The organism is Clostridium cavendishii DSM 21758, from assembly GCF_900141845.1.
Classification (GTDB): Bacteria; Bacillota; Clostridia; order Clostridiales; family Clostridiaceae; genus Clostridium_AG; species Clostridium_AG cavendishii.
Window position 1 is genome coordinate 164,168 of the sequence record NZ_FQZB01000005.1, and the last position, 24,433, is coordinate 188,600.

Here is a 24,433-nt window from a genome sequence, read left to right on the forward strand (position 1 = left end):
TTAAAGGCTTGAATAAGTTTGTCCATATGGATAATTTTATTTAAGCTTTTTGTATTTATTAAGTAATTTAAGCTGAAAAAGATATTGAAGAGTAAATTTATAAATAGTTTTATAGGTGTTTTTTGGATATTAAGAAAACCTTAAGAATTTATATTAATTTATATTAAGTTTTCACATTTAATATAAAGTTATAGAATTTATTTAGGAGGAAAACAACAATGAAAAGTAGATTTAAAACATTTATATTATCAGCTATACCAGGTCTTGGTCATATTTACTTAGGGGATACTAGTAGGGGGATTATATTCTTTATAGCAATTGTAGTTATGTGTTTCTCAAGTAGTTTTATGGGATATAATCATGAAGTATTCAATGGTATGCATCATTTTTTTGAATGTTTAATCCCTATATTATGGGCATATCAAGCTATTGATGCACAGATAACAATAAGTAAGGTTGAAAATGGAAAAATAATATTAGATGATGAGAATGAAGGAAGGTTTAGAAATAATCTTCTTATAGCAACTTTACTATCAATTATTCCAGGTGTTGGGCACTTTTATATAGGTAGAAAAAATAAAGGTGAAAAACTATTTGTAATATTTTTAATCGCTTATTTAATATCTTCCTTTATTAATTTAGATATTATAAGGTTAGCAGTTCCAGTTATAATGATTTATAGTATTTTAGATTTAAGAAATGAATTTAATGCAAATAGTATATTAAGTTTAAGTGAAGTTAAAGATTGTACAACTAATTATGAAAATGGGAGTCTTACAAAGCTTGGAAAAATTTTAGGAATAATATTTATAGTCTTAGGAATATTCATAATTGGAGATAAGTTAGCACCTGAATTTTTTGATTATGCAAGTATAAGAAAAGTTAAAGAATATATAGGAATTGTTATAAGTTCATTTTTAGTTATAAGTATTGGAATCAAATTATTATTAACAACTACTAAAAATAAAGAAAACTAAAAAGGTGATAAAATAGGGGTGAAAATATGAAAGAGTGGAGAGTCGGAAGATTTACTTTAGCTTTAAGTTTAATAGTGCTTGGAATTAGTTTGCTTACACTTTTATTTAAAGATAATTATATTATATCTATAGTTGTAAAGCTATGGCCTGCCATTATTATAATATTAGGTATAGAAATATTAGTGTCAAGTTTTTTATCAAAAGATAAAATGAAATTTGATGTAGTAAGTATAGTATTTACTATAATAATAAGTATACTAGTTATGGTAGGAGGACTAATAAATAAATTTGGAAATTTAAATGGAACGGGTTTTTGGATAGATAATTTTAGTAATAGTAAGACTATTCAACAAGAAGTAACATTAAAAGCTATAAATGAATTAACATTAAATAATTCATATTCAGGAGATATAGAAGTTACTACATGGGATGGGAATGAAGCTATAATCACAGAAATCACTAGGTGTAGATATAATGATGAAAAAGTTGTAGAGGATAATAAGAAAAATTTCATTTCAGTTACTGAAGGTTCAAATTCAACAATTAATACAAATAATATTAGGAATATGGATTTTGTAACAGAGAAAACAGATTTAAAAGTTAAATTGCCTAAAAAAGTTAAATTGAATGTGAAGGCATCATATGGAAATATAACTTTAACAGCGATAGATGGAATAGTTAATTATGAAATTAGAAATGGTAATGTTAGCATTGATGGTGTTAATGGAAAACTCTTTGGTGATAATAGATATGGAAATACCAAAGTTAACAATGTACTTTCTGATATAAATATTACTTCAAAGAATGGGCATATAGATATAAAGGATGTTAAAGGTAATTTAAAGGCTATAAATGATTATGGAAGAATAAATTGTGAAAATATATCCGGTAATATAGATGTTGAGGATAAAAATGGAAATATAATAATTAAAAATGTTTCTGGGACGTCAAATATTAGTAGTAATTATGGTTCTATGGAATTAGAAAATCTAAAAAGTGGGGCTAAAATAGATAGTAAGAATGGAAAAATAAATTTAGTTTATAAAGAAATCTTAAATGGAAATATAAATATAAATTCAAATTATGGTAATGTTAATTTGAATTTATTAAAAGGTCAGGAAGGTATTTTTAATTGTGAAACTAATTATGGAAGTATAAAAACATCCTTACCTTTAAATATTATAAATGAAGATAAAAAAAATAAAAAACAAATTACAGGTAAGTTAGGGGATTTAGCTAATAGATTTGACATTCAGTGCAAAAATGGAGATATATTAATTAGTGAGTAAAAAATCTTTGGTTTAGCTAATATTAACTTATTAATACTAGGAGAACTTTAATTAATAATCTTAAAAAATTAATGAAAAAAATTAGTGAAAAAAATTAAGAGTTGTGCAATAATATATTATATAAGGTTCATTTTGAAAGGAGCATAAGCATGGCAATAAGAAAGATTGTACAACTTGGAGATGAGCATTTAAAGAACGTTTCAGAACCAGTTACAGAAATAAATGAAGAAATTAGAGGAATTATACAAGATCTTAAGGATACTTTATATTCAGTAGACGGGGTAGGTCTTGCAGCGCCTCAAATTGCAGTAAATAAGAGAATAGTATTTATAGATCTTAGAGATGGTTCAATGCCATTAATTTTAATAAACCCAGAGATAACACATAAAGAAGGTAGCGAAGTCGATTATGAAGGATGCTTAAGCTATGTAGGTTATGAAGGAACAGTTGAAAGACCAACTAAGGTGATAGTTGAGGCTTATAATGAAGAAGGAAAGCAAGTTGCTTATGAAGCAGAAGGGTTAATGGCAAGATGCTTTTGTCATGAAATAGATCATTTACATGGTGTTATGTATGTAGATAGAGCTATAGAAATGTATGAATTAGAGGATGAAGAATAGAATACAGTAGATATTAAGGAATCACGAAAGTGGTTTCTTTTTTTATGGAAATTTATAAAATTAAATAAAAATCTTTTTTATTTAATAAATAAGATTGAATTAGAAATCAAAATAAAAATGTAGGAAAATATATATGTTAATGTTTTCATTAGGAAATAAAAGTGTTTAAATTAATTTTACAAAAGACAACTTATTGTATATACTGGTGTATATACAGAATGATTTTTAATATTAGAACATTGGTTAAAATAAATATTATAAGGAGAAATTTATGAGAAACAAGAAAATAGTAGAAATGACTTATTCAGCACTTCTTATAGCTTTTGCTATTATTATTCCAATACAATTTGGATTTTTGAAGATTACTATACCACCTTTTACAGCGACTATTGCAGCACATGTGCCTATATTTTTAGCTATGTTTATTTCACCTTTTGTAGGAGCTATTGTAGGATTAGGATCTACTATAGGATTTTTGTTAGCAGGAACACCAGCTTTTGTAGTCGCAAGAGCGTCTGTTCATATATTTGTAGCATTAGTTGGTGGAATTATGTATAAGAAAAATATTGGTTTTTTCAAAATAGTATTAGTAACAGGCTTAATACATGCTATAGGAGAAGCTATTGCAGTAATACCATTTGGATTTACAGGGGTTAAGGTTTTAGGAATATTATCATTAGGCTTCTTTATACATCATTTTGTGGATGCATTTATAGCAATATCGCTTGTAAAAGCTATAGAAAAAGCTACAGGAAAAAGATTTGGTAAGAGTATAACTGAGTAAATATGAATTTATATTTAAAGGAAACTCCTACTCACGTTAGTTCGTAGGAGTGGAATTGAATTGCTAAATTTTAAATTTGTATTATTACTTGAAGCACCATATTAGCCTATTTAAATACAAAGGCTTATATGGTGCTTTTTTTGGTTAGATTAGGTATTTCTTTAAGGCTTCTTGCCACGTAGGAATTTTAATGTTTAAAGCTTTTTCAACCTTATTTGGATTTATATTTGAATAGCGTGGTCTTGGAGCTATAACTGCTCTAGTATCTTCAGGTAAAGGTCTAACTTCCTTTTCAATATCCAAATAATCAAAAATAAACTTAATAACATTGTCTTTAGCAGTAAAGCCATTATTTACACAATTATAGATACCATATAGATCAGTTTCTATAAGTTTTTCTAATATATGTGATAGATCATATAAAGAAGTAGGGTTAACAATATCAGTAGAACTCATAAATGTAGGTATATTTATATTTTGAAGAACTTTTTTTACATAACAGTTATTACCTCCAAAGCACCAAGAGGTTCTTAATATAAAATATTTATTGCAAAGAGTTTGTATTAATTTTTCGCCTGCTAATTTTGATTTTGCGTACATATTTGTAGGTTCACATTTATCTGTTTCAATAAAACTATAATTTTCGTCTAATTGACTTTTGGATGCTTCACCATAAACATAGCCTGAGGATATATACACTAAAGGTATATTTAGTAGGTTAGAAACAGAGGCAATGTTTAATGTTCCAAGAGTATTAGTCTCATAAGCATCCTTTTCATTTTGCTCACAAAAGTCAATGTCTCCAATTCCAGCGGCTTGTACAATGATTTCTGGGGAAAGTTTTTTTATAGTAAGTAAAACATTATCCCTATTTCGTATATCAAGCAGTTCTTTACTTAAACCTATTACTGAATGGGTTTTAGATAAATGATTATAGAGAAAATGTCCTATATTTCCTCTAGGTCCTAAAACTAAAATTTTCATAATTCTCACCTCATATACTTTTGTTTAAGGCATATTGTAGAAAATAAAATCTATTATTTTTTATAATGTGTATAAATGCCCATAATAAATTATATGAAAGATAGTAGGTTTTTATTGACAAAAAAATAAGTATTATTTATATTTAGTGGTAACGGCTATGAGGGGGTGTTTTTTTGAATAAAAATGAAATACTTAAGTTAGAGCAAGAAAATCTCAGAGAAATGAGGCTTTGGCTTAAAGAAGAACAAATAAAAATATCAAAAGATGAAGAACAACTAAAAGATAAAATAGTAAGTCTTAGAAAGGCATCTAAGGGAAGTTATAGTGAAGAACTTGAGACTTCAACTAAATTATATAATATAGTCAGCAAGAATGTAGAAAATTATAAAGAAGCATATGATAATCCTTATTTTGCTAAAATAGATTTTAGAGAATATAGAAAAGAAAAAGAGAGTTTTTATATAGGTAAATTTGGTCTTGGTGATATGGCAACTGGTGATGAGAAAGTAATAGATTGGAGAGCGCCTATAGCAGACTTATATTATAGTGGTACTCAAGGAGAAGCATACTATAGGGCGCCTATAGGTGTTATTGAGGGTGAATTATCCTTAAAGAGAAAATTTCTATATAAGGATAATGATATTAAGGAATGTTTTGATGAAGGTATTAATGAAATTATATTAAAGGCAGGTATTGGGGATGAAGAGGGTAATGCACTAATAGATGAATTCCTTAAAATCAACCTAGAAGAAAGTACAGGAAGTAAGCTTAAGGAAGTAGTTGCAACTATTCAAAAAGAACAAAATGATATAATAAGGGCTGATAAGACTTCACCTCTTATAGTTCAAGGATCTGCTGGTTCTGGAAAGACTACTGTAGCTCTTCATAGGTTAGCTTATCTTTTATATAGGTATAAGGATACTTTAACTGGAGAGGATATATTAGTAGTAGCTCCTAATAAGTTATTTTTAGATTATATATCTGAAGTTTTACCTAATTTAGGAGTAGATAAAGTTAATCAAAAGACTTTTGAACAAATAGTTATGGAAAAACTAAAATTAAAAGCTAAGGTAATAACAAAAGATAAGAAACTAGCAGATATTTTAGAAGGAAAAGATGAACTTGAAACTAAATATCTTTTAAATGAGAGTAAGGTTAAAGGGTCTTTAATTTTCAAGCAGATGATGGATAGATATCTTAGAATATTAGAAAGACAAGATAGTAATGTAGAAAATATAACAGTCATGGGTTATAAGCTTTTTGAAAGTAGTGAAATAAAAAGATTATTTACTAAAGATTTAATACATTTTCCAATAAATAAAAGAAAAGATGAAATAAAAAGATATTTCTCTTTAAAATTGAATGAAAAAATATATAGTGTAATTGAAAAGGTAGATTTTCAGTATGAATATCAAATTGCTAGAATTAAAAAGCAATTAGAAGATGGTCCAGAAAGAAGAGCAAAGCTTATAGAAATTTATGATGAAAGAGATGCTCTAAAGAAAGATATAACTATAAATGGTAAAAAAGAGTTTGAAGAATATTTTAATAATTGGAAGGAAATAAATACAGCAAATCTTTATGGCAATTTTTTTGAAAATGAGAGTATATTTACAGAAGCTAATGGAGGTATGATTCCGGAAAAATTAGCAAATTATATAAAAGAAAAAGTAAAGAATAATATAGAAAATGATATAGTAGATTCAGATGATTTGGCAGCTATGCTATATTTAAAATTTAAAATAGAAGGACTTTCAGAAAAGGAACAATTGAAACATATAGTAATAGATGAAGCACAGGATTATTCATTATTTCAACTTTACGTAGTTAATATGCTTTGTCTTGGAAATTCATTAACAATAGTAGGAGATTTAGGTCAGGGAATATATTCTTATAAGGGAATTAATGATTGGAACGATGTAATAGAAGGTGTTTTTAATTCTAAGGCCACTTACACAGCATTAACTCAAAGCTACAGATCAACTATAGAAATTATAAGATATGCAAACAAAGTTCTAGAAAAACAAAAAAATAGTTTAAAGCCTGCTAAACCAGTTTTAAGACATGGGAGAGATCCACAAAGCATAAGTTATGAAACAACAAAGGAGTTTTGTGAAAAATTAGACGATATAACGGCTGGAATTTTAGCTGAAGAGAAAAGGTCTATAGCTATTATAGGTAGAACCTTTGGTGAATGTAAGAAAATAAAAGAAGCAACTAAAAAGTATTCTACTTACAATTGGAAGCTTGTAAAAGAAGCGGATAAGGATTTTAAATTAGATCTTATAATTATTCCTTCCTATTTAACAAAGGGATTAGAATTTGATTGTTCAATAATTTATAATGGAAGTAATGAGATTTATTCTGATAATGAACTAGATAAAAAATTATTATATGTATCTCTTACAAGAGCTCTTCATTATGAATACTTATTTTTTAAAGGTGAAAAATCCACCTTGTTAGTGTAATATTGAAAATTTGGTACTCCTATGCTACAATTTACCTGTTGGAAAGAAATATATATTGAAGGGAGGTTGCTGACCTTATTTATGCTTTTTATTATGAAAAGGTCGGTGATATGATATGGCATCAGAAATTTTAAAAGAAAATATACATTGGGTTGGAGTTAAAGATCCTGAGCTTAGAATATTCGATATTATAATGGAAACAAAGAGAGGTACTACTTATAACTCTTACTTAATAGATGATGAAAAGATAGCAGTTGTTGATACTGTTAAAAATGGATTTTACGATGAATTTAAAGAAAATTTAACTGGAATTATAAAGGACAGAAAAGTAGATTATGTAATAGTTCAACATACAGAATTAGATCATAGTGGCTCGCTTATAAAATTGTTAAAAGATTATCCAGAAGCAACAATAGTTTCTTCAAAGGCTGCAATGAATTATTTAAAGAATATATTAAATAAAGATTTTAAATGGATAGAAGCAAAAGAAGATTTACTTCTAGGTAAAACTACCCTTAAATTTATATCAGCACCAAATTTACATTGGCCAGATACTATATTTACTCATATAGAAGATTTAGGAATAATGTTTACTTGTGATTTTACAGGATGTCATTATTGCCCAGATGGTAACATAATGAGTGTAGGTGGAAATGATTATTTAGAAGAAATGAAATATTATTTTGATGTAATTATGGGACCATTTAAAAGATTTGTAAATCAAGCGTTAGATAAAATAAAAGATAAGAATATAGAAATAATGGCTCCAAGTCATGGACCGATACATGTAGGAACTAGTGATAAGTTCTTAAATCTTTATAGAGAATGGGCTAAATTACCAGTTGTAGAAGAAAAAAATGTACAAATTTTTTATATTTCAGCCTATGGAAATACAGAAGAAATGGCAGAGTTTTTGAAGAGTCAAATAGAAGCAAAAGGAATAAAAGCTTGCGTACATGAAATAACATCTATGAGTTTAGAAAAGGCTGTAGAACTTGTAGAAGGAAGTTCAGGTTTCTTAATAGGTTCTCCAACTATAAATCAAGATGCTGTTAAACCATCATGGGATTTGTTAAGTTTAATTAATCCAATAGTTAATAGAGGAAAGATTGCAGGAGCATTTGGTTCTTTTGGATGGAGCGGAGAAGGAGTTCCTATGCTTACTGAAAGGCTTAAATCTTTAAAGCTTAAGGTAGTAGATCCAGGTCTTAAATTTGCATTTGTACCTTCAGAAGAAGATTTTAAAAATGCAGAAGAATTTGCTCAAAATTTTATTAATATGCTATAATAATAAAGGGTGCCATATGGCACCTTTTAAAGGTTTAATAAAAATTTTTAAAAAATATGAGTTTATATTTTAAAAAAGTGAATATATATTATTGAAAGGTGAGATAAAGATGGAAGAAAAGCAAATAATGGTATTTAAAAATGAAGATGGAAATAAGGTAGAGTTTGAGGTTGTTGCTAAAATATTTTTAGAAGAGAGAGAAAAAGAATACATAATATTAGCTTCATTGGAAGATGATGCGAATGAGGATGATGCATTTGTATTTAGAGTTGACGAAATAGAAGGAAATTTAGAATATAATTTAGTAGAAGATACCAAAGAATTTGAAGAAGTAAAAAAAGAATATGAGAAATCATTAAAGTAATTCAAGGAGATGTAAAATATGAAAAGTGCAGAAATAATAAAGTTTTTAACTGAAAATGAATTGTCAGAAGTTGAAGAGGTAAAATACAAATCGAAGCTTTTAGTTGTAAAATTCTATTATGATTTTGATCAAGCGGAAATAGAAGCAGCTAAAGCATACGCTAATGAAGAAAGTGATTATGATGTAGATAGTAAAGAATGGATTGCAGAATATGTTATTCCATATTTAAATGATTTAGCTATTGATAATGTTGGAGAGATAGTTGAAGAAGCTATGGAAAATTTTGAAGTTGAGGGTCAATTTGTAGCATTTGATATAGATTTAAACAATTATACTTATAACGAATTCTTAGTTGTATTTGGAAGTGAAGACCAAGCAATAGATTTAGATGAAGTAATGGATGATCTTAATTTATAGACAATATATTACATTTGAGTTTAAATTTAGATTTTTAATTATTAAATTTATATGTATTTATTCGAATAAAATGAGAAAGAGTTTCCTTTTAAAAAGTATTGATTTATAAAAAATATATGCTATAATAAATTTATAAAAATCCTGAGATGTGCGCGTAGCTTATAGTTTCAACCTACATTATTCATACGGGATTTGCAAAATTTTCTCATATGTCGGACTTCAAGTTTTTTACTTCACTTATGTGACAGAAGATGACAGAAAAGAGATGAGCGAAACCCACCTGCGAGGAGCAGGTATGAATTTATAAGTGAGACGGCATGTTGGGACTTTATATTAATAGGAATTATAAAAAGCCTCTAGATTATAATAGAGACTTTTTTTATGTCTAGGAATTTGTAAAATTAATTATAAGTATGTATTCATTAATATAAGTGTTTTAGTATATTATATATAATAATAAATCTTGTGAATTTTTTATTTTTTTAAAATTTTAAGTGGTATTATATAATTTTCTATGAGTTGAATTTATTCAGGACACGAGAAAATCATATAATACCACTTTCATCTTTATTAAGCAATTTTATTAAGCAATTTTTTTTCTTGTAATATAATATGCTTCCTTTTTTTTATGTTTAGTATAAGAGTATTTTTGATACTTAGTTATAAATATATCTAGATCTTGGCTTAATTGAACTATAATTGTATTTGTTGGATTTAAAAATATAAGTAATGTGTTTAATAAAAATTTTCTCAAAGCTATTTTTCTTTTTAATTCTCTTAGTCTCATAATATATCCCCCTGAAACTCTAGAAATGTTATTTATATGTTAACTATAGTATTATTATAACAAAAAAAGTAAAAAAGTAAAAAAATTTCCTTATACAATATTTTACAAAAAAATGTAAAAAGATATGTTTACGTATATAAATATCTAAAAAAATTATGCACAGATTATCCACAAACATCTTAGAAATGTAGAAAAATGAATACATGGAAAAAAATGTAAATGTAGAAATTTAGCAAAATAATTTTTAGTTGATAAAATTTCTTCTGGAAGGTAAAATAAAAATTGAAGGATAATAAAAGACAAGGAGATATTAGAATGAAAATAGATGAATTAATAGAAAGAATAAATTTTTTATATAAAAAGAGTAAAGAAGAAGGATTAACATCTGAAGAAAAACTTGAGCAAGAAAAATTAAGAAGACAATATATAGATAATGTAAAGGGAAATTTTAGAGTACAATTGCAAGGTATAAAACCTAAGAATTAAGAGAAGGGGAAAATGGGTGAGTACTTATGAATGTTACAGTCGAAAGGTTAATACACGATTTTGATTTAGAAGTATTAATAGAAGGAGATAAAAATGTCTCTATAAATGTTAGTGATATAAATAGACCAGGACTTCAATTGGCTGGATTTTACAATTATTTTGCGCCAGAAAGAATTCAGGTTATTGGTAAGGCTGAGTGGAGTTTTTTAGAGGATATGGCTGTAGATGTTAGAAAGAAGAGACTCAGTAAGTTTTTTTCTTTCAATATTAGTTGCGTAATAATAACTAGAGAGCTAGAACCTCATGATGATTTTTTAAAATATGCTAAGAAAAACAACACTTGGATTTTAAGAAGTAGAATGATGACTACAAAATTTATGAGTAAACTTACTATATATTTAGCTGACAAAATGGCACCAGAAACAAGACTTCATGGAGTTTTACTAGATGTTTATGGTATAGGTATGATGATAACTGGAGAAAGTGGAATAGGAAAAAGTGAAGTTGCTTTGGAGCTTATAAAAAGAGGACATAGACTAGTAACTGATGATGCTGTTGATATAAGAGAAATTGATGGTGAACTTATAGGTACAAGCCCTCAAATAACTTTTGGTATGCTAGAAGTTAGAGGAATGGGAATAATAGATGTATCAGCCCTATATGGATTAAGTTCAGTAATAGCTTCTAAAGAAATAAAGATAGTTATACATTTTGAACATTGGAAAGATGATGGTGATTATGATAGGCTTGGCATAAATGCAGAATATATGGATGTATTAGGTGTTAAGGTAAGAAAATTAACAATACCTATAAGACCAGGAAGAAATATAGCAGTAATTATAGAAGCAGCGGCGGCTAATTATAGATATAGTCTAATGTCAGATGTAACACCAGTAGATATAATTGAAAGTAGAATGAATAAATTTTCGGGTAATTAATTATAATATATTATTAAAAGATAGACCAAAATTTGAATTTTGGTCTATTTTTTTGTTATACAAGACATTATAAAACTATTTATAGATATAAGTTGTTTTATATTATGATTTAAATATTATAAAAAGAGTAATATCCATAGTTATAAGGTCTAAAATCTTCCTTTTTGAATGGTAAAGAGTAATTTTTATATACCTTGCATATAATACTATCATCTTTATATAAAAGGTGGATAGTATGATTACATTTAATATAGAAAACAATTTTAAGATTCAAAAGCAATGGAATGGGGAAGACGGATATTATTGGATCCTGTTAAATAGTTCTGAGGCAGAAGAGTTGAACTATCTATTTCATAAGGAATGTATAGAGGAATGTTTAGATTATAAGCAAAATTCTAGAATAGATTATTATAAAGAATATTTATTTATGGTTATTAATATTTTAGAGCAAGGTGAGAGAGAAATATTATCAAAAGAACTAGATATATTTTTAAGTAAAAATTTAATAATAACTGTTTATAAAGATAAAATTAAACTTATAGAGGAAATTATAAAGGATATAAATTTAGATAAAAATTGCCTTTTGCTTAAAGACGTGAAGAGACCTTGCATGGTACTTTATTATATATTAGATAGGCTTATTATAAATAATTATAATATAATATCTGATTTAGAGGTAAAAGGTGATAGTATCGAAATAGAGATTTTAAAAGAACCTAAAGGCGAACAATTAAATAAGTTGCTTTTTGTAAGAAGAGAAGCATATAAGGTACGTAAGCTTTTAAAACCATTAAGGTACATAGGTGAAAATATGCTTTTAAATGAAAATGGAATTATAGAAGATGAAAATCTTTTCTACTTTAGAAATATAAATCGTAAGATTGATAAATTAATGCTTACATTAGATAATTTATCTCAAGAACTTGCATTAGTAAGAGAGGCGTATGAATCAGAAATAGCAAATAAAACTAATGAACTTATGAAAGTATTTACTATAATAACAGCTGTTTTCTTGCCATTAGAACTTATAACAGCATTATTTTCTATGAGCTTTGATTACATGCCATTTAAAGGGAATTGTTATGCTTTTTATGGTATTTTAATATTTATGGCTTTATTAGTTATATATCTTTTGAGATTATTTAAAAATAAAAATATATTGTAAGTTATATTAAAATTAATAAAGATTAAAGGCATTTTTACTTGTTAAAATTAGTATTTTTATATTTGGAGAGAAATTTGAATTTTTATGTCATATGGTGTAAAATGTGGTTAATATATAAAAAGGGGTGTCACAATGGAAGATTTAAAAGGCTTAAAAAAGAAAGATGGGTTTGCTTGGGATAATTATTCTGAAGAACAATTAAAAGATGTTTTTGATTTAAGTGAAAGATACAGAAATTTTATGTCAAAGGCGAAGTCTGAAAGAGAATGTGTAGATGATTTCATAAACTTAGCTAAAAATGCAGGATATAAAGATTTAAATGAAGTTATAAAAAATGGTGAAACTTTAAAATCAGGTGATAAAGTATATTCAAATAATATGGGGAAAAATTTAGCTATGTTTCTTATAGGGGATAAGCCTTTAGAAAAAGGCTTAAAAATACTTGGAGCACATATAGACTCTCCGAGAATAGATTTAAAGCAAAATCCATTATATGAGGATAATGATTTAGCTTTATTTGAAACACATTATTACGGAGGAATAAAAAAGTATCAATGGGTTAATATTCCATTAGCTATACATGGTGTAATAGTTAAAAAAGATGGGACTAGGATTAACGTGGTTATAGGTGAGGATGATAATGATCCTGTAATTGGTATATCAGATCTTTTAGTTCATCTTTCAGCTACACAATTAGCAAAAAAGGCATCTGAAGTAATAGAAGGAGAAGAACTTAATGTTTTAATAGGTAGTATGCCAATTAAGGATAAGGATGCAAAAGAAAGAGTAAAGGGAAACATACTTATACTTTTAAATGAAAAATATGGTATTGATGAAAATGATTTTGTATCTGCAGAACTTGAATTAGTTCCAGCTGGTAAGGCTAGAGATTATGGTCTAGATAGAAGTATGATAATGGCTTATGGTCAAGATGATAGAGTGTGTGCTTATACTTCTTTTGAAGCTCTTTTAAAATTAGATAAAACTGATAAGACATGTGTAGCTTTATTTGTAGATAAAGAGGAAATTGGTAGCGTTGGAGCTACTGGAATGCAATCAAGATTTTTTGAAAACACAGTTGCAGAAATTATGGATAGATGTAATGAATATAGTGAACTTAAGCTTAGAAGATGTTTAACAAACTCAAAAATGTTATCATCAGATGTAAGCGCGGCTTTTGATCCTAATTTTCCATCAGTTATGGAAAAGAAAAATTCAGCTTTTTTAGGAAAAGGTATAGTATTTAATAAATATACAGGAGCTAGAGGAAAATATAGCTGTAATGATGCAAATGCTGAATATATGGCAGAAATAAGATCAATTATGGACAAACATGGAGTTACTTGGCAAACAGCAGAACTTGGAAAAGTAGATCAAGGTGGTGGTGGAACTATCGCTTATATTCTAGCTCAGTATAATATGCAAGTTATAGATTGTGGAGTAGCACTTTTAAATATGCATGCACCATGGGAAATTGCTTCTAAAGCAGATATATATGAAACTATGAAAGGTTATTATGCCTTTTTATTAGAAGCTTAAAAATGGTACAATAAAGCCATTTATATGTTTTATAAATTGTAATTGAAACGATGTTTTTTTATATATGGAAATCATGTTTTTTAAGGACATGAATTTTATGTATAGGAGGGCGTCGTTTTTTATGTGTTTAAGAGGTGAAAAATGGAATATAAAATATTTAGAGGATTAATTGTAGAGTGTCTAGAATATTAAAAAGTAAAAATAGGAGTAAGAGGACTATAAAAACTTGCACAGAAAAGTTTAATGCTTTTAGTAGATTTCTTGGAGATATCACTTTTAAATTCTAGTTTCAGATGCTATTAACACTCTTCCTACTACTGGCTCTGTAGGTATTCCAATGAATAAATTTCAAGAATGGGTTCAGAATTCACAAACTATAATGCCAAAAGATACTCTTGCACCTAGACAAATACCAGTTAAAAATATTTCTACTAATGCTATTAGTCTACAAGATATTGAAGATAGTATAATTAATGGTGGATGCTCAATAACAGAAGAAGTTCAAGAAAACATAAAAGCAACAACTGATTCATTAACAGCACAAAGATATATAAACGGTAGAGCAGTTGTAATAAATCAATCCTTAAAAGATGCCAATATAAAAGGGACAAAGGTATATGAATCAGATATAGTAAAAGGTATAACCAGAAGTTTATTAACTGAAGATGCCGAATTTTTGCTTGATTATTATGCAGGGACAGGCTGTAAAATTAATGATTATACGGAATTAGTAGATTTTGAAGATACAATAGGTCAATATTATGATACAAGTACTAAAACTTTTGAAGATACTAGTATGGGTGTTATAATATATGGTGTAAATGGAGCGCATATTGTACCGGTTAAGGCAGAAAGTAAATCAGGAGAAAATGAAAATAAAAAAACTAAAACAACAGAGCCTTCATTAAAGAAAGATGGTAAACCTAAAGGTAATTATCAAAAAGAGACTAGCCGTGGTATTAAAAGACAAAATGAAACCGCTGATACATTTGCAAAAGAGGGGTATGATACAGAAATGTTAGATGAAGTGGCTGGTGGAAATGGACATGGAATTGAAAAAGACACCAATCCAGATTTTTTAATTGAAGAAGAACCTTTCGATTGTTACTCACCAGATAAAAACACAAGTTTTAATAATGTTTGTAAAGAAATAGCTAAGAAGTTAAGAAAACAAGCCTACAGAATTGTTCTAAATTTAGATGATTATAATCCTGAAATGACGGAGGAGTTAATATCAACAATAGTAAGAAAAGCAAAACCTAATGGTGATTTGAAGAGATTAATAGAATTATTTATTGTTAAGGATGGTAAAATAAAAAGAGTTTTTTTGAGGTGATAGATAATGGAATTAAATTTGTTTTTGTTTTCAATTTATGATGAAGAGGTTACTATAAATATATTATTAGAATTATTAAAACAAGTTACACAAGATATTAAAACAGATTTGTCTGAATCGGGAGAAGTATATATATATTGTAATTATTTTTTGATTTGCATTGAAAAAGATGAGATAGATAATATAAATGATATAAAAGAAGAACATGATATGGATGTAAATCTATCAATTAGTATTCAGGTATTTAATAAAACATTTGATGTTGGGATAACTAGCTTATTAAAGTTTATTGGGTTGATTATTAATAAACTTCAAGGAGATGTGTTATTACTAGAAAACTTTTCACCAGAAATCTTAAAAAGAAAAGATGATGTTTTGTTTGCAAACATTGATTTTAATAGTGAGTATTATAGGTTTCCATTTAATGAGTTAGGAATACCTTATGTTGAATTGAAAATATAATTGAATATGAGAGCAAATAAAGTTTAAAAATAATAAGACATGTCAATACTTCATAGAAAGGAATTGTGGACATGTCTTTTATAATTACAAAGAAAGGTCATATTATTTAATAACGGCATTTTGCTTTGTTAGAGTTAATAAAAATAGCATTATAGTTGATTATGATAAAGGATTTGATATTGTAAGTTAGATAAATATGAATTTGTATCATTATTATGTTTTAATCCTTATAAGAATTTATTGTATAAAATTTACTTTATTTATAAAATATAAGGAAAAATGTAGAAATATTTTCCTTGAAATTGAAAATTATGTAGTTATATAATAGTAACTGTAGTAATTTTAAGGGGGAAATATAAATGAAAAAGAAAATTAGTTTAGTTTTAAGTATTATTTTAGCATTTACTTTTTTAGCTTTTACACATCCAACTAATGCTAGAGCAGAGGATAAGGACGTAGTAATTGGAGCAGATAATCTAAACAAGACAGCTGAAAATAGCGCTAAAGTTGGAGATAAACTTTTGCAACCTGAAAAAGGCTGGAAAAGATATATGCATACAAATCCAAATATAAATTATATAGGAGATTCATGGGAAAAAAGTGATTATTCTCATTATTCGTACTTAAACAATAAAAATATAAAAATAAAATTTAATTTTATAGGAACTAAGATAAGAATTATTGGAACTAGTAATATATATAAATTTAAAGATAATATAATAAATATAGATGGTAAGGAATATACATTTTCTCAATACTCCGAAAGAGAACCTTCGTCAAAACCAACTTATCAATTGAATTATGAAAATCTAGAACTTACAAATAAAAAACACACAGTTGAAATAAGTATTCCTAGAACTGAAGCACAATATACTTTGGTATTATGTGCAATAGATATAGATGATACTGGTAGATTGTTGACATCTAATGAAATTTTAGCAGAATCAATAACCTTGGATAAATCATCAATAAGTTTATTAACAGGAAAAACAGATAAACTAACAGCAACAGTAAAACCAGATAATGCAACAAATAAAAAAGTTGTATGGTCATCAAGTGATGAAAACATAGCTAAAATAGACCAAGATGGAAATATAACAGCTGGTAAAGTAGGACATGCAACAATAACAGCTACAGTTGAAGGTACTGATTTAAAGGCTACTTGTGAAGTTAATGTAACAGAAGAAAATAAAGGTAGGGCAATCCTTGCTATAACAATGGTAAATGGAATAACTAAAGAATATGATGTATCAGCAGATGAAATATCAGCTTTTGAAAAGTGGTTTGATGAAAGTAATGGTAAGGGACAAGTTAGATATGGATTTAATAAAACAATAAAACCATATAAACAAGTTAAGGAATATGTAGTATTTGATAAAATAGCTTCATTTGAAATTAGAGAATATGAGGCAGATAAATAAATTAAATAAGATATTTAAGAGCATCTATAGAGGTGCTCTTTTTTGTATTTTTCAACATATATGAGAGGGTATGTAACATGGGTGAATTATTAAAAGTTGCAATAAATCAAGGCTTTTGAAGCTTTTTAGATCCTATCTTTACTGATAAATATATGTAACTGTAGTAGTCTTTTAATAAAGAAACACTTATTTAATTAAATATGAAATCATTATTTATTGTTATTTGTTAGTAAGAACACTCCATGCACCATGGGAAATTGCTTCTAAAGCAGATATATATGAAACTATGAAAGGTTATTATGCCTTTTTATTAGAAGCTTAAAAAGCTATTGGTTGTGCAATTTTTTGATAAAACTTAATATTTGAAACGATGTATTTTTATATATGGAATAAATGTAATTTCCTTAAATGAAGGATTTTAAAATAAAATTTTAAAAAGGAGGTTGTATTTATTTTTTATGCATTTAAGAAGAATTAATATTAAAGATAAAATATTTAAAGAATTAGCAAAAGAGTGTTTAGGCTATTATAACAAAGAGAGAAATTAATAAAAAGAAAAAGTATTATTGAAATAAATGCAATGGCATAACTTATTTAATAACAATATTATAAAAGATTACTCTAAAAATGTTATGTAATTGTATAAATTTAGAAAAGCTGTTAATATAATTACATAATATAAAAGAGAAGAAATAAAATGAAAAACGCGTTTAAAAGTTTTGGATCAAAAAATGCTACAATCAAGATTACTAATTTATTAATAGTATTTATTATGGTAATAAGTTTAGGGGTTAATGGAATAGGTTGTGATTCAAAATCATCAGAAAATAAGAAAGTAGCTTCTGAAAAATTGCAATTTGAACAAAAGGGTAATGAAAAAGAGCAAGAAAAATTAGCTGAAGAGAAATTAGAGAAAAAACAAGCTGCAGAACAGCAAAGAAAGGAACAGGAAAAAAAAGCTAAAAAAGTGCAAGAGGATAAAGCCAAGATAGAATATGGACAAGCTAATAAAACTAATAACGCAACAACATCAAGTAATAATACTATAAAGAAAGAAATTCCTCAAAGTAATACGGATAATCAATCAGTTGCTGTATATAGTACAGATACAGGAAAAAAATATCATAGTAATGGATGTCAATATTTAAGAAAGAGTAAAATAGCCATAAATTTAAAAGATGCAAAATTACAGGGACTTACACCTTGTAGTAAATGCCATCCGCCTAGATAGAGTGTGAAATAATAAGGAGGTGTAATATATGAAGTATGTCTATTTATTACAGCATAGTTATGAAATAAATGAGGTAGATGAAACAAAAACAATAGGGATATACACATCAGAAGAAAATGCTTTGAATGTTATAGAGAAGTATAAAAGTCTTCCAGGTTTTAAAGATTATAATGAGGATTGTTTTTATATAGATAAGTACGAGCTTAATCAAAATAACTGGGAAGAAGGCTTTATAACTTGGGAAGAAGCAAATAAGACTGATAAATAATAAAATGGTAGTTTGTGTAAAGCTTAAAACCAACAAGACATGTCAATATTTCATAGAAAGGGAGTGTGGACATGTTTTTTATAATTACAAATAAAACTCATATATTATGGCATTTTGACTTATTAGAATGAATAAAAATAGTTTATATTTGATTAGGATAGAGAATTTGATATTGTAAGTTAGATAAATATGAATCTGTAGCATTATTGTGTTTTAATACTTATAAGAATTTATTGTATAAAATTTACTTTATTTATAAAATATAAGGAAAAATGTAGAAATATTTTCCTTGAAATTGAAAATTATGTAGTTATATAATAGTAACTGTAGTAATTTTAAGGGGGAAATATAAATGAAAAAGAAAATTAGTTTAGTTTTATCAATAGTATTGATTTTTTCAACAATATTTATGGGAAGTGGTTTTGGAAAAAATGTAATTGCAGTAGAAAATACAACAACTAAACAAAGTACTGATATAAAACCAATACACCAGTATACATTTGATAAAGATAATGGAGATACTGTGATTGATACAGGAAGCATGGCTGGAGAAGATGGAAAGTTTAATGGAAAAGCAAATAATACTAAGATTATAACTGAAAACGGAGAAAAGTTTAGAAGATTTAATGGTGGAGATGATAGCATTGGGTTTAATGATTATATTACACCATTAGGAAAGAAAAGTATAAAATTTAAAATAAGAACTAGTAGTACAAATGATTCAAATCTTATATCTAATTTAAATGATGGAGCTATTGAATGTGGATGGGCATCTTGGATAAGTGGTTCTGGTCAAATCAATGTATCAGTATCTAATGGAAATACATCATCAATCTCTAAAGTAACAAGTAATAAATCAATAAATGATGGAAAATGGCATGAAATCTTATTTACATGGGATGGAACAACAGGTACAAATAAAATGATGCTATATATTGACGACCTAACAAATGCAGATGCTGTGACTACAGCTAAAAGTGTTGAAAATAAATTACCAGCAAATAAATTTTTGATTGGTAAATATGGAGTAAATAAAGCTTATTCTTTTATTGGTGATTTAGCCTCATTAGAAGTATATAATGATGTATTGGACTGCTCAATAAAAGTAGAATCAATAACATTAGATAAATCATCAATAAGCTTATTAACAGGAAAAACAGATAATTTAACGGCTATAGTAAAACCAGATAATGCAATCAATAAAGAAATCGAATGGTCATCAAGTGATAAAGATATTGCTGAGTATAAAGATGGAAAAGTAGTAGCAGGCAAAAAAATAGGACAGGCAACAATAACTGCTAAAGTTAAAGGTACTGATTTAAAAGCAACTTGCGAAGTTAATGTAACTGAAGATAGAAATAAAGCAATACTTGCTATTACAATGGTAAATGGAATAACTAAAGAGTATGATGTATCAGCAGATGAAATATCAGCTTTTGAAAAGTGGTTTGATGAAAGTAATGGTAAGGGACAAGTTAGATATGGATTTAATAAAAAAATAAATCCTTATAAGCAAGTTAAAGAATATATAGTATTTGATAAAATAGCTTCATTTGAAATTAGATCATATGAGGCAGATAAATAGATATTTATTAATTAATAAGGGATACTTACTTGGTGGGTATCCCTTATTTTTTATTTACCTAAAAATAAAGGTAACAATAATAAAATATATATTAGAATCTTTATAAATAATAATATAAATATTTTAATGTAAAAATTTTTTTGTTTTAAGCATAATAAATTTTCAAATTAAAATTAGTTATTTATATTATTAATAAGTATTTACCAAAGTTACAAAATGTAAATTATGAGTAGATGGTATGCCTTTTTATTAGAAGCTTAAGAATGTATAATAAAACCAATTATGGGCGCTATAACTCAAATCTAAAACGATTTTTTCTTTTATATGAAAATCATGTGTTTAATCTCATGAAATTTAAAATTTTGGAGTATTATATTATTATTTTGGGTATTATATTTTTTGTAGGCATTTTTTGTTTACTGATTAAACTAGATTGCTTCTGTACAAAATTAACTTCCTTTTTTGTTTTAATGTATGCTAGGAGAAGTTAAAATTTTTTCCTAGCATACTTATTGGTAAAATTAAGCGATTAAAGTTTTAAATGCTAATATTGCTAATCATTAAATAGATTATTATTTTATAAAACGGTTAAGATATTATTGTACAAAAATAAAACAATATATTATTGTACAAATAAAAAACACAAAGGAGGAGTTAGATATGGCTTCAAATAATAGCAGAAGTAACAGAACTTTAATACCAGAAGCAAGACATGGATTAGACCAATTTAAGTATGAAGTTGCATCCGAAATGGGTATGCAAAACTATGACCATGTAGACAAAGGAAATCTTTCTTCAAGACAAAATGGAAGTGTTGGTGGAGAAATGGTTAGAAGAATGGTCCAAAGCTACGAACAAAATTTAAAATAACCAATAAAATAGTAAATGCACTAAGTTAATCTTAGTGCATTTATGTATTTGTAAAATATATTTAAAATTTATTTTAGTTATAAAATAATATAAGAACTCTAAGAATTTATTTTAGTTATTGATAGCTAAAATAAGTTTTTAGAGTTTTTTATTGAAGGATTTGATTATTTAAAGATGTAGTAATTAAGATAAATAATAATAAAAGCTATGGTTTAAATAATAATTTTAAAGACAATTTAATTGTATAATTATATAAATTTTGTTAAAATTATTGATAGACATGGTAAAGGGGGAAACAGTATGAGAAGATTACTTGAAAATTTTGAATCTAGAAAAACTATAATTAAAATAACAAATATTTCAATAGTTTTTCTTATGTTAATAACTTTTGCTATTAATGGAATAGCTTGTGGCTCTAAGCAGGCAGAGGATGAAAAGCTATCAGCTAATAAGTTAAAAGTAGAAGAAAAAGAAAAATTAGAGAAGGAAAAAGCTGATAAAAAACAGGCAAAAGAACAACAAAAAAAGGAGCAAGAGGAAAAGGTTAGAAAGCAACAAGAGGAGAAGGCTAAGAAGGAGCAAGAAGAGAAAACGAATAGAGAAGCAGAACAAGTTGTAAATGATAACAATTCAATGGTATCAACAACAGAAGAGAAAAGTACAGTAAATAAGGGGATTCCTAAAATTATTACAAGGAATAAATCGGTTATCGTATATACAAGTAAGAAAGATGATAAGTATCATAATGATGGATGCAAATATTTAAAAAATAATAAAATGGAAATAACTTTAAAAAGTGCAAAAAAGGGAAAACTAAAACCTTGTAATAAGTGCCGTCCACCTAGATAAGAATAATAAATATCTGTTTAGTTACATAATTTTTAAAAATAAGAGTTGTAAAATTAAAGAGAAGTATATTAAGATTAATATTACATAAAGCCACAAGATTAGATTTTTCTATCCTTGTGGCATCTTTTTGTATAAAAACAAATTTAGACGTTTAAAATATAATTAATATATATATAATTATTTAAACATTTAAATGAATATATTTTAAAGAAAATTTTCTACTAATATAAGCTCAAAGGACCTTAAAGTAAGTAAATATTTACACGATAAATAACAAACAAAAGAAAAGGGGGAAACAAAATGTATAACATCTTACATGTTGAACAAAGTGATTTTTTTTGTAAAATGGTAAAGAAAATAATAAGTGATAAGGGGTACGCTTATATACAAACGGATAGTTTCAATGATGCGCTACATATTTTAGAAACAGAAGATATTAATTTAATAATAACTTCATTATATGCTAAAGGGGGAAATGTAGAAGATTTTATTAAATGTGTTAATTATGGTGATAAAAAGGAAACACCTATATTTGTAGTTACAAGTAATACAATGGATGAAACTAAAATGAATTTAATAGACTTAGGAATAAGTGAATATATATTAAAAGATGAGTTTGAAAAAGAAATAGAATCTCATATGGATGCAGTTTTTGTGGAAAATGAGTATATGGAAAATTTAAAAGAAGCAAATATTGCAGTTGTTGAAGATAGCACTTTTGAAACATTGATTGAGAAAGATATTTTTAGAAAATATGAAATTAAAAATGTTGACTATTATAAATCAGGTAAAAAACTTTTAGAAGGTGAAAAAAAATATGATATTTATTTAATTGATATTATACTTAAAAACGAATTTGGAAAAGATTTGATAAGAACTATTAGGAGAAATAATATAAATGCTTCAATAATAGCTGTAACCTCTCTAAATAATACAAAAACAGTATCAAGTATATTAAATTCTGGAGCTGATGATGTAATACATAAACCTATTGATGAAAATATATTTATAGCAAAATTAAAATCAAATATAAGAGTATATACTTTAAATAAAAGAATAAGCAAAATGATTAAAGAACTAAAAAAATAAATCGATATTGCCTTCACAAATTTACTTTTTACAGAATAGAATATAATAAAGTAAATCTGAGGAGGTATTTTTATGGACACTTCAAGATTCAAAAATTACGGACTATGGGTAGCTATTTTTGCGTTAATTCCTATGGTGCTTCAAGGATTTGGTGTTAATATACTTCCAGATAACTATAAGGAAATAGTAAATGCTGTTTTGGGAATTTTAGTTATGGCTGGTATTTTAAATAATCCAACTACTGAAAATAAAGGTTTTTTAGATGATGAAAAAAAAAAGCTAGAGGATGACAAGAAAATAAAGTTAGAAAACAAACAGGATGAATCTGTTTATGAATATCATAATGATTATGATGATATAACTAGAAAAACTATAGATAGAGAAAATAGTGAAGGTAGATAATTTGTTGCTAGTCATAGGTAGTAAAATACCTATGACTATTTTTAATATATAGTAAAATGTAAAAATATTTATATATGAAATTAAAGAAGATATATTTTTTTAGAATATTATAAAATTAAAGTTGTAATACTTAATTCTATAAGTTTTTTGTCAAAGTTTAATACTTTATTTTAAAAGGTATTTGTAATATAATACAGTTATTATGTAAAATACTTATTTATTAGAAGGAGACACTTTTATTATGAAAGAAATTATATCAACTAAAAATGCACCCGGAGCTATAGGTCCATATTCTCAAGGAATAAAAATGGGAGATTTTATTTTTACATCAGGACAAATTCCTTTAAACCCTGAAACTGGAAAAATGCCTGATGATATTAAAGCTCAAACAGAGCAATCACTTAAGAACGTAAAGGCTATTTTAGAAGAAGCTGGATCATCTTTAGATAAGGTTATAAAAACTACAGTATTTTTAAAAGATATGAATGACTTTGCATTTATGAACGATGTATACGCTACTTTTTTTAATGAAAATCCTCCTGCAAGAAGTGCAGTAGAGGTTGCTCGTTTGCCTAAAGATGCTAAGATAGAAATAGAAGCCATAGCAAAATTATAATAAATTTTAGATATAAAAGTTCCTTTAAGATTAGTTTTTAGTCTTAAAGGAGCTTTTACATTTTATTTGGATAAAACTAAAAAATAAAATACAAATCAAATGTTAATAAATTGTTAATATTATAATTTAAATAAATAAAAGTGAAAATAAAATAATACTATCTAATATGACTAGTCGGTATAAAAAATAGAGGGTGAT

General features: G+C 26.4%; 25 protein-coding genes. 23 read left to right on the forward strand and 2 right to left on the reverse strand.

The window, feature by feature from the left end; genetic code table 11:
• Positions 1 to 218 precede the first annotated feature (218 nt).
• From BUB01_RS04565 to BUB01_RS04580, 4 genes are all read left to right on the forward strand, one after another.
• On the forward strand, positions 219 to 977 hold the full coding sequence (locus BUB01_RS04565; RefSeq protein WP_072985505.1) for a DUF6677 family protein: 759 nt from the start codon (positions 219 to 221) through the stop codon (positions 975 to 977).
• A gap of 26 nt (positions 978 to 1,003) precedes the next feature.
• Positions 1,004 to 2,266 carry a DUF4097 family beta strand repeat-containing protein gene (locus tag BUB01_RS04570; RefSeq protein ID WP_072985506.1) on the forward strand — a complete coding sequence of 421 codons (1,263 nt, stop codon included), beginning with the start codon at positions 1,004 to 1,006 and terminating at the stop codon, positions 2,264 to 2,266.
• 149 nt (positions 2,267 to 2,415) lie between these two features.
• Entirely contained in the window at positions 2,416 to 2,886 is a 471-nt protein-coding gene (gene def, locus BUB01_RS04575) for a peptide deformylase (RefSeq protein WP_072985507.1), read from the forward strand.
• 271 nt (positions 2,887 to 3,157) lie between these two features.
• Positions 3,158 to 3,670 carry an ECF transporter S component gene (locus BUB01_RS04580; RefSeq protein WP_072985508.1) on the forward strand — a complete coding sequence of 171 codons (513 nt, stop codon included), beginning with the start codon at positions 3,158 to 3,160 and terminating at the stop codon, positions 3,668 to 3,670.
• A gap of 144 nt (positions 3,671 to 3,814) precedes the next feature.
• Here the strand turns inward: BUB01_RS04580 and BUB01_RS04585 are convergent, their stop codons facing one another.
• Complete coding sequence (locus BUB01_RS04585) at positions 3,815 to 4,654, reverse strand: SDR family oxidoreductase (protein ID WP_072985509.1); 840 nt, start codon at positions 4,652 to 4,654, stop codon at positions 3,815 to 3,817.
• 173 nt (positions 4,655 to 4,827) lie between these two features.
• Here BUB01_RS04585 and helD point away from each other — a divergent pair, with 173 nt between their 5' ends.
• From helD to BUB01_RS04605, 4 genes are all read left to right on the forward strand, one after another.
• Positions 4,828 to 7,122 carry an RNA polymerase recycling motor HelD gene (helD, locus tag BUB01_RS04590; RefSeq protein WP_200802838.1) on the forward strand — a complete coding sequence of 765 codons (2,295 nt, stop codon included), beginning with the start codon at positions 4,828 to 4,830 and terminating at the stop codon, positions 7,120 to 7,122.
• A gap of 115 nt (positions 7,123 to 7,237) precedes the next feature.
• On the forward strand, positions 7,238 to 8,410 hold the full coding sequence (locus tag BUB01_RS04595) for an FprA family A-type flavoprotein (protein ID WP_072985510.1): 1,173 nt from the start codon (positions 7,238 to 7,240) through the stop codon (positions 8,408 to 8,410).
• Between the two features lie 109 nt (positions 8,411 to 8,519).
• A complete protein-coding gene (locus BUB01_RS04600; RefSeq protein ID WP_072985511.1) occupies positions 8,520 to 8,774 on the forward strand; it encodes a DUF1292 domain-containing protein in 255 nt (84 codons plus the stop codon).
• A gap of 18 nt (positions 8,775 to 8,792) precedes the next feature.
• Positions 8,793 to 9,191 (forward strand): hypothetical protein, encoded by a 399-nt coding sequence (locus BUB01_RS04605; RefSeq protein ID WP_072985512.1) that lies wholly within the window; start codon positions 8,793 to 8,795, stop codon positions 9,189 to 9,191.
• A gap of 583 nt (positions 9,192 to 9,774) precedes the next feature.
• Here BUB01_RS04605 and BUB01_RS04615 read toward each other — a convergent pair.
• Positions 9,775 to 9,978 (reverse strand): Spo0E family sporulation regulatory protein-aspartic acid phosphatase, encoded by a 204-nt coding sequence (locus tag BUB01_RS04615; protein ID WP_072985513.1) that lies wholly within the window; start codon positions 9,976 to 9,978, stop codon positions 9,775 to 9,777.
• 315 nt (positions 9,979 to 10,293) lie between these two features.
• On the opposite strand from BUB01_RS04615, the gene BUB01_RS04620 reads away from it, so the two are divergent.
• From BUB01_RS04620 to BUB01_RS04690, 15 genes are all read left to right on the forward strand, one after another.
• Positions 10,294 to 10,464 carry a DUF896 domain-containing protein gene (locus BUB01_RS04620; protein WP_072985514.1) on the forward strand — a complete coding sequence of 57 codons (171 nt, stop codon included), beginning with the start codon at positions 10,294 to 10,296 and terminating at the stop codon, positions 10,462 to 10,464.
• Between the two features lie 26 nt (positions 10,465 to 10,490).
• A complete protein-coding gene (gene hprK / locus BUB01_RS04625) occupies positions 10,491 to 11,402 on the forward strand; it encodes an HPr(Ser) kinase/phosphatase (RefSeq protein ID WP_072985515.1) in 912 nt (303 codons plus the stop codon).
• Positions 11,403 to 11,637: 235 nt separating this feature from the next.
• The gene (locus BUB01_RS04630; protein ID WP_072985516.1) at positions 11,638 to 12,567 is read left to right on the forward strand and encodes a magnesium transporter CorA family protein; all 930 of its coding nucleotides are present in this window, start codon (positions 11,638 to 11,640) and stop codon (positions 12,565 to 12,567) included.
• A gap of 132 nt (positions 12,568 to 12,699) precedes the next feature.
• Positions 12,700 to 14,106, forward strand: coding sequence for an aminopeptidase (locus BUB01_RS04635; protein ID WP_072985517.1), 1,407 nt, complete (start codon positions 12,700 to 12,702; stop codon positions 14,104 to 14,106).
• Between the two features lie 337 nt (positions 14,107 to 14,443).
• Positions 14,444 to 15,442, forward strand: a complete 999-nt coding sequence (locus BUB01_RS23435) for a CdiA C-terminal domain-containing protein (RefSeq protein ID WP_072985518.1) — start codon at positions 14,444 to 14,446, stop codon at positions 15,440 to 15,442.
• Positions 15,443 to 15,448: 6 nt separating this feature from the next.
• Positions 15,449 to 15,904, forward strand: coding sequence for a hypothetical protein (locus BUB01_RS04645; RefSeq protein WP_072985519.1), 456 nt, complete (start codon positions 15,449 to 15,451; stop codon positions 15,902 to 15,904).
• Between the two features lie 359 nt (positions 15,905 to 16,263).
• A complete protein-coding gene (locus BUB01_RS04650; RefSeq protein WP_072985520.1) occupies positions 16,264 to 17,325 on the forward strand; it encodes an Ig-like domain-containing protein in 1,062 nt (353 codons plus the stop codon).
• Positions 17,326 to 18,022: 697 nt separating this feature from the next.
• Positions 18,023 to 18,556: a hypothetical protein gene (locus BUB01_RS04655; RefSeq protein ID WP_072985521.1), complete on the forward strand. Its 534-nt coding sequence runs from the start codon at positions 18,023 to 18,025 to the stop codon at positions 18,554 to 18,556.
• A 28-nt stretch (positions 18,557 to 18,584) separates the two neighbouring features.
• On the forward strand, positions 18,585 to 18,824 hold the full coding sequence (locus BUB01_RS04660; protein ID WP_072985522.1) for a DUF7336 domain-containing protein: 240 nt from the start codon (positions 18,585 to 18,587) through the stop codon (positions 18,822 to 18,824).
• A gap of 352 nt (positions 18,825 to 19,176) precedes the next feature.
• Positions 19,177 to 20,409, forward strand: a complete 1,233-nt coding sequence (locus tag BUB01_RS04665) for a LamG-like jellyroll fold domain-containing protein (protein WP_072985523.1) — start codon at positions 19,177 to 19,179, stop codon at positions 20,407 to 20,409.
• Positions 20,410 to 21,069: 660 nt separating this feature from the next.
• Complete coding sequence (locus BUB01_RS04670; RefSeq protein WP_072985524.1) at positions 21,070 to 21,279, forward strand: alpha/beta-type small acid-soluble spore protein; 210 nt, start codon at positions 21,070 to 21,072, stop codon at positions 21,277 to 21,279.
• A gap of 300 nt (positions 21,280 to 21,579) precedes the next feature.
• Positions 21,580 to 22,128, forward strand: coding sequence for a hypothetical protein (locus BUB01_RS23095; protein ID WP_072985525.1), 549 nt, complete (start codon positions 21,580 to 21,582; stop codon positions 22,126 to 22,128).
• Positions 22,129 to 22,428: 300 nt separating this feature from the next.
• Positions 22,429 to 23,217, forward strand: coding sequence for a response regulator (locus tag BUB01_RS04680; protein WP_072985526.1), 789 nt, complete (start codon positions 22,429 to 22,431; stop codon positions 23,215 to 23,217).
• Positions 23,218 to 23,289: 72 nt separating this feature from the next.
• Complete coding sequence (locus BUB01_RS23905; protein ID WP_072985527.1) at positions 23,290 to 23,619, forward strand: phage holin; 330 nt, start codon at positions 23,290 to 23,292, stop codon at positions 23,617 to 23,619.
• Between the two features lie 238 nt (positions 23,620 to 23,857).
• Positions 23,858 to 24,235: a RidA family protein gene (locus tag BUB01_RS04690; protein WP_072985528.1), complete on the forward strand. Its 378-nt coding sequence runs from the start codon at positions 23,858 to 23,860 to the stop codon at positions 24,233 to 24,235.
• The last annotated feature ends 198 nt before the right edge of the window (positions 24,236 to 24,433 follow it).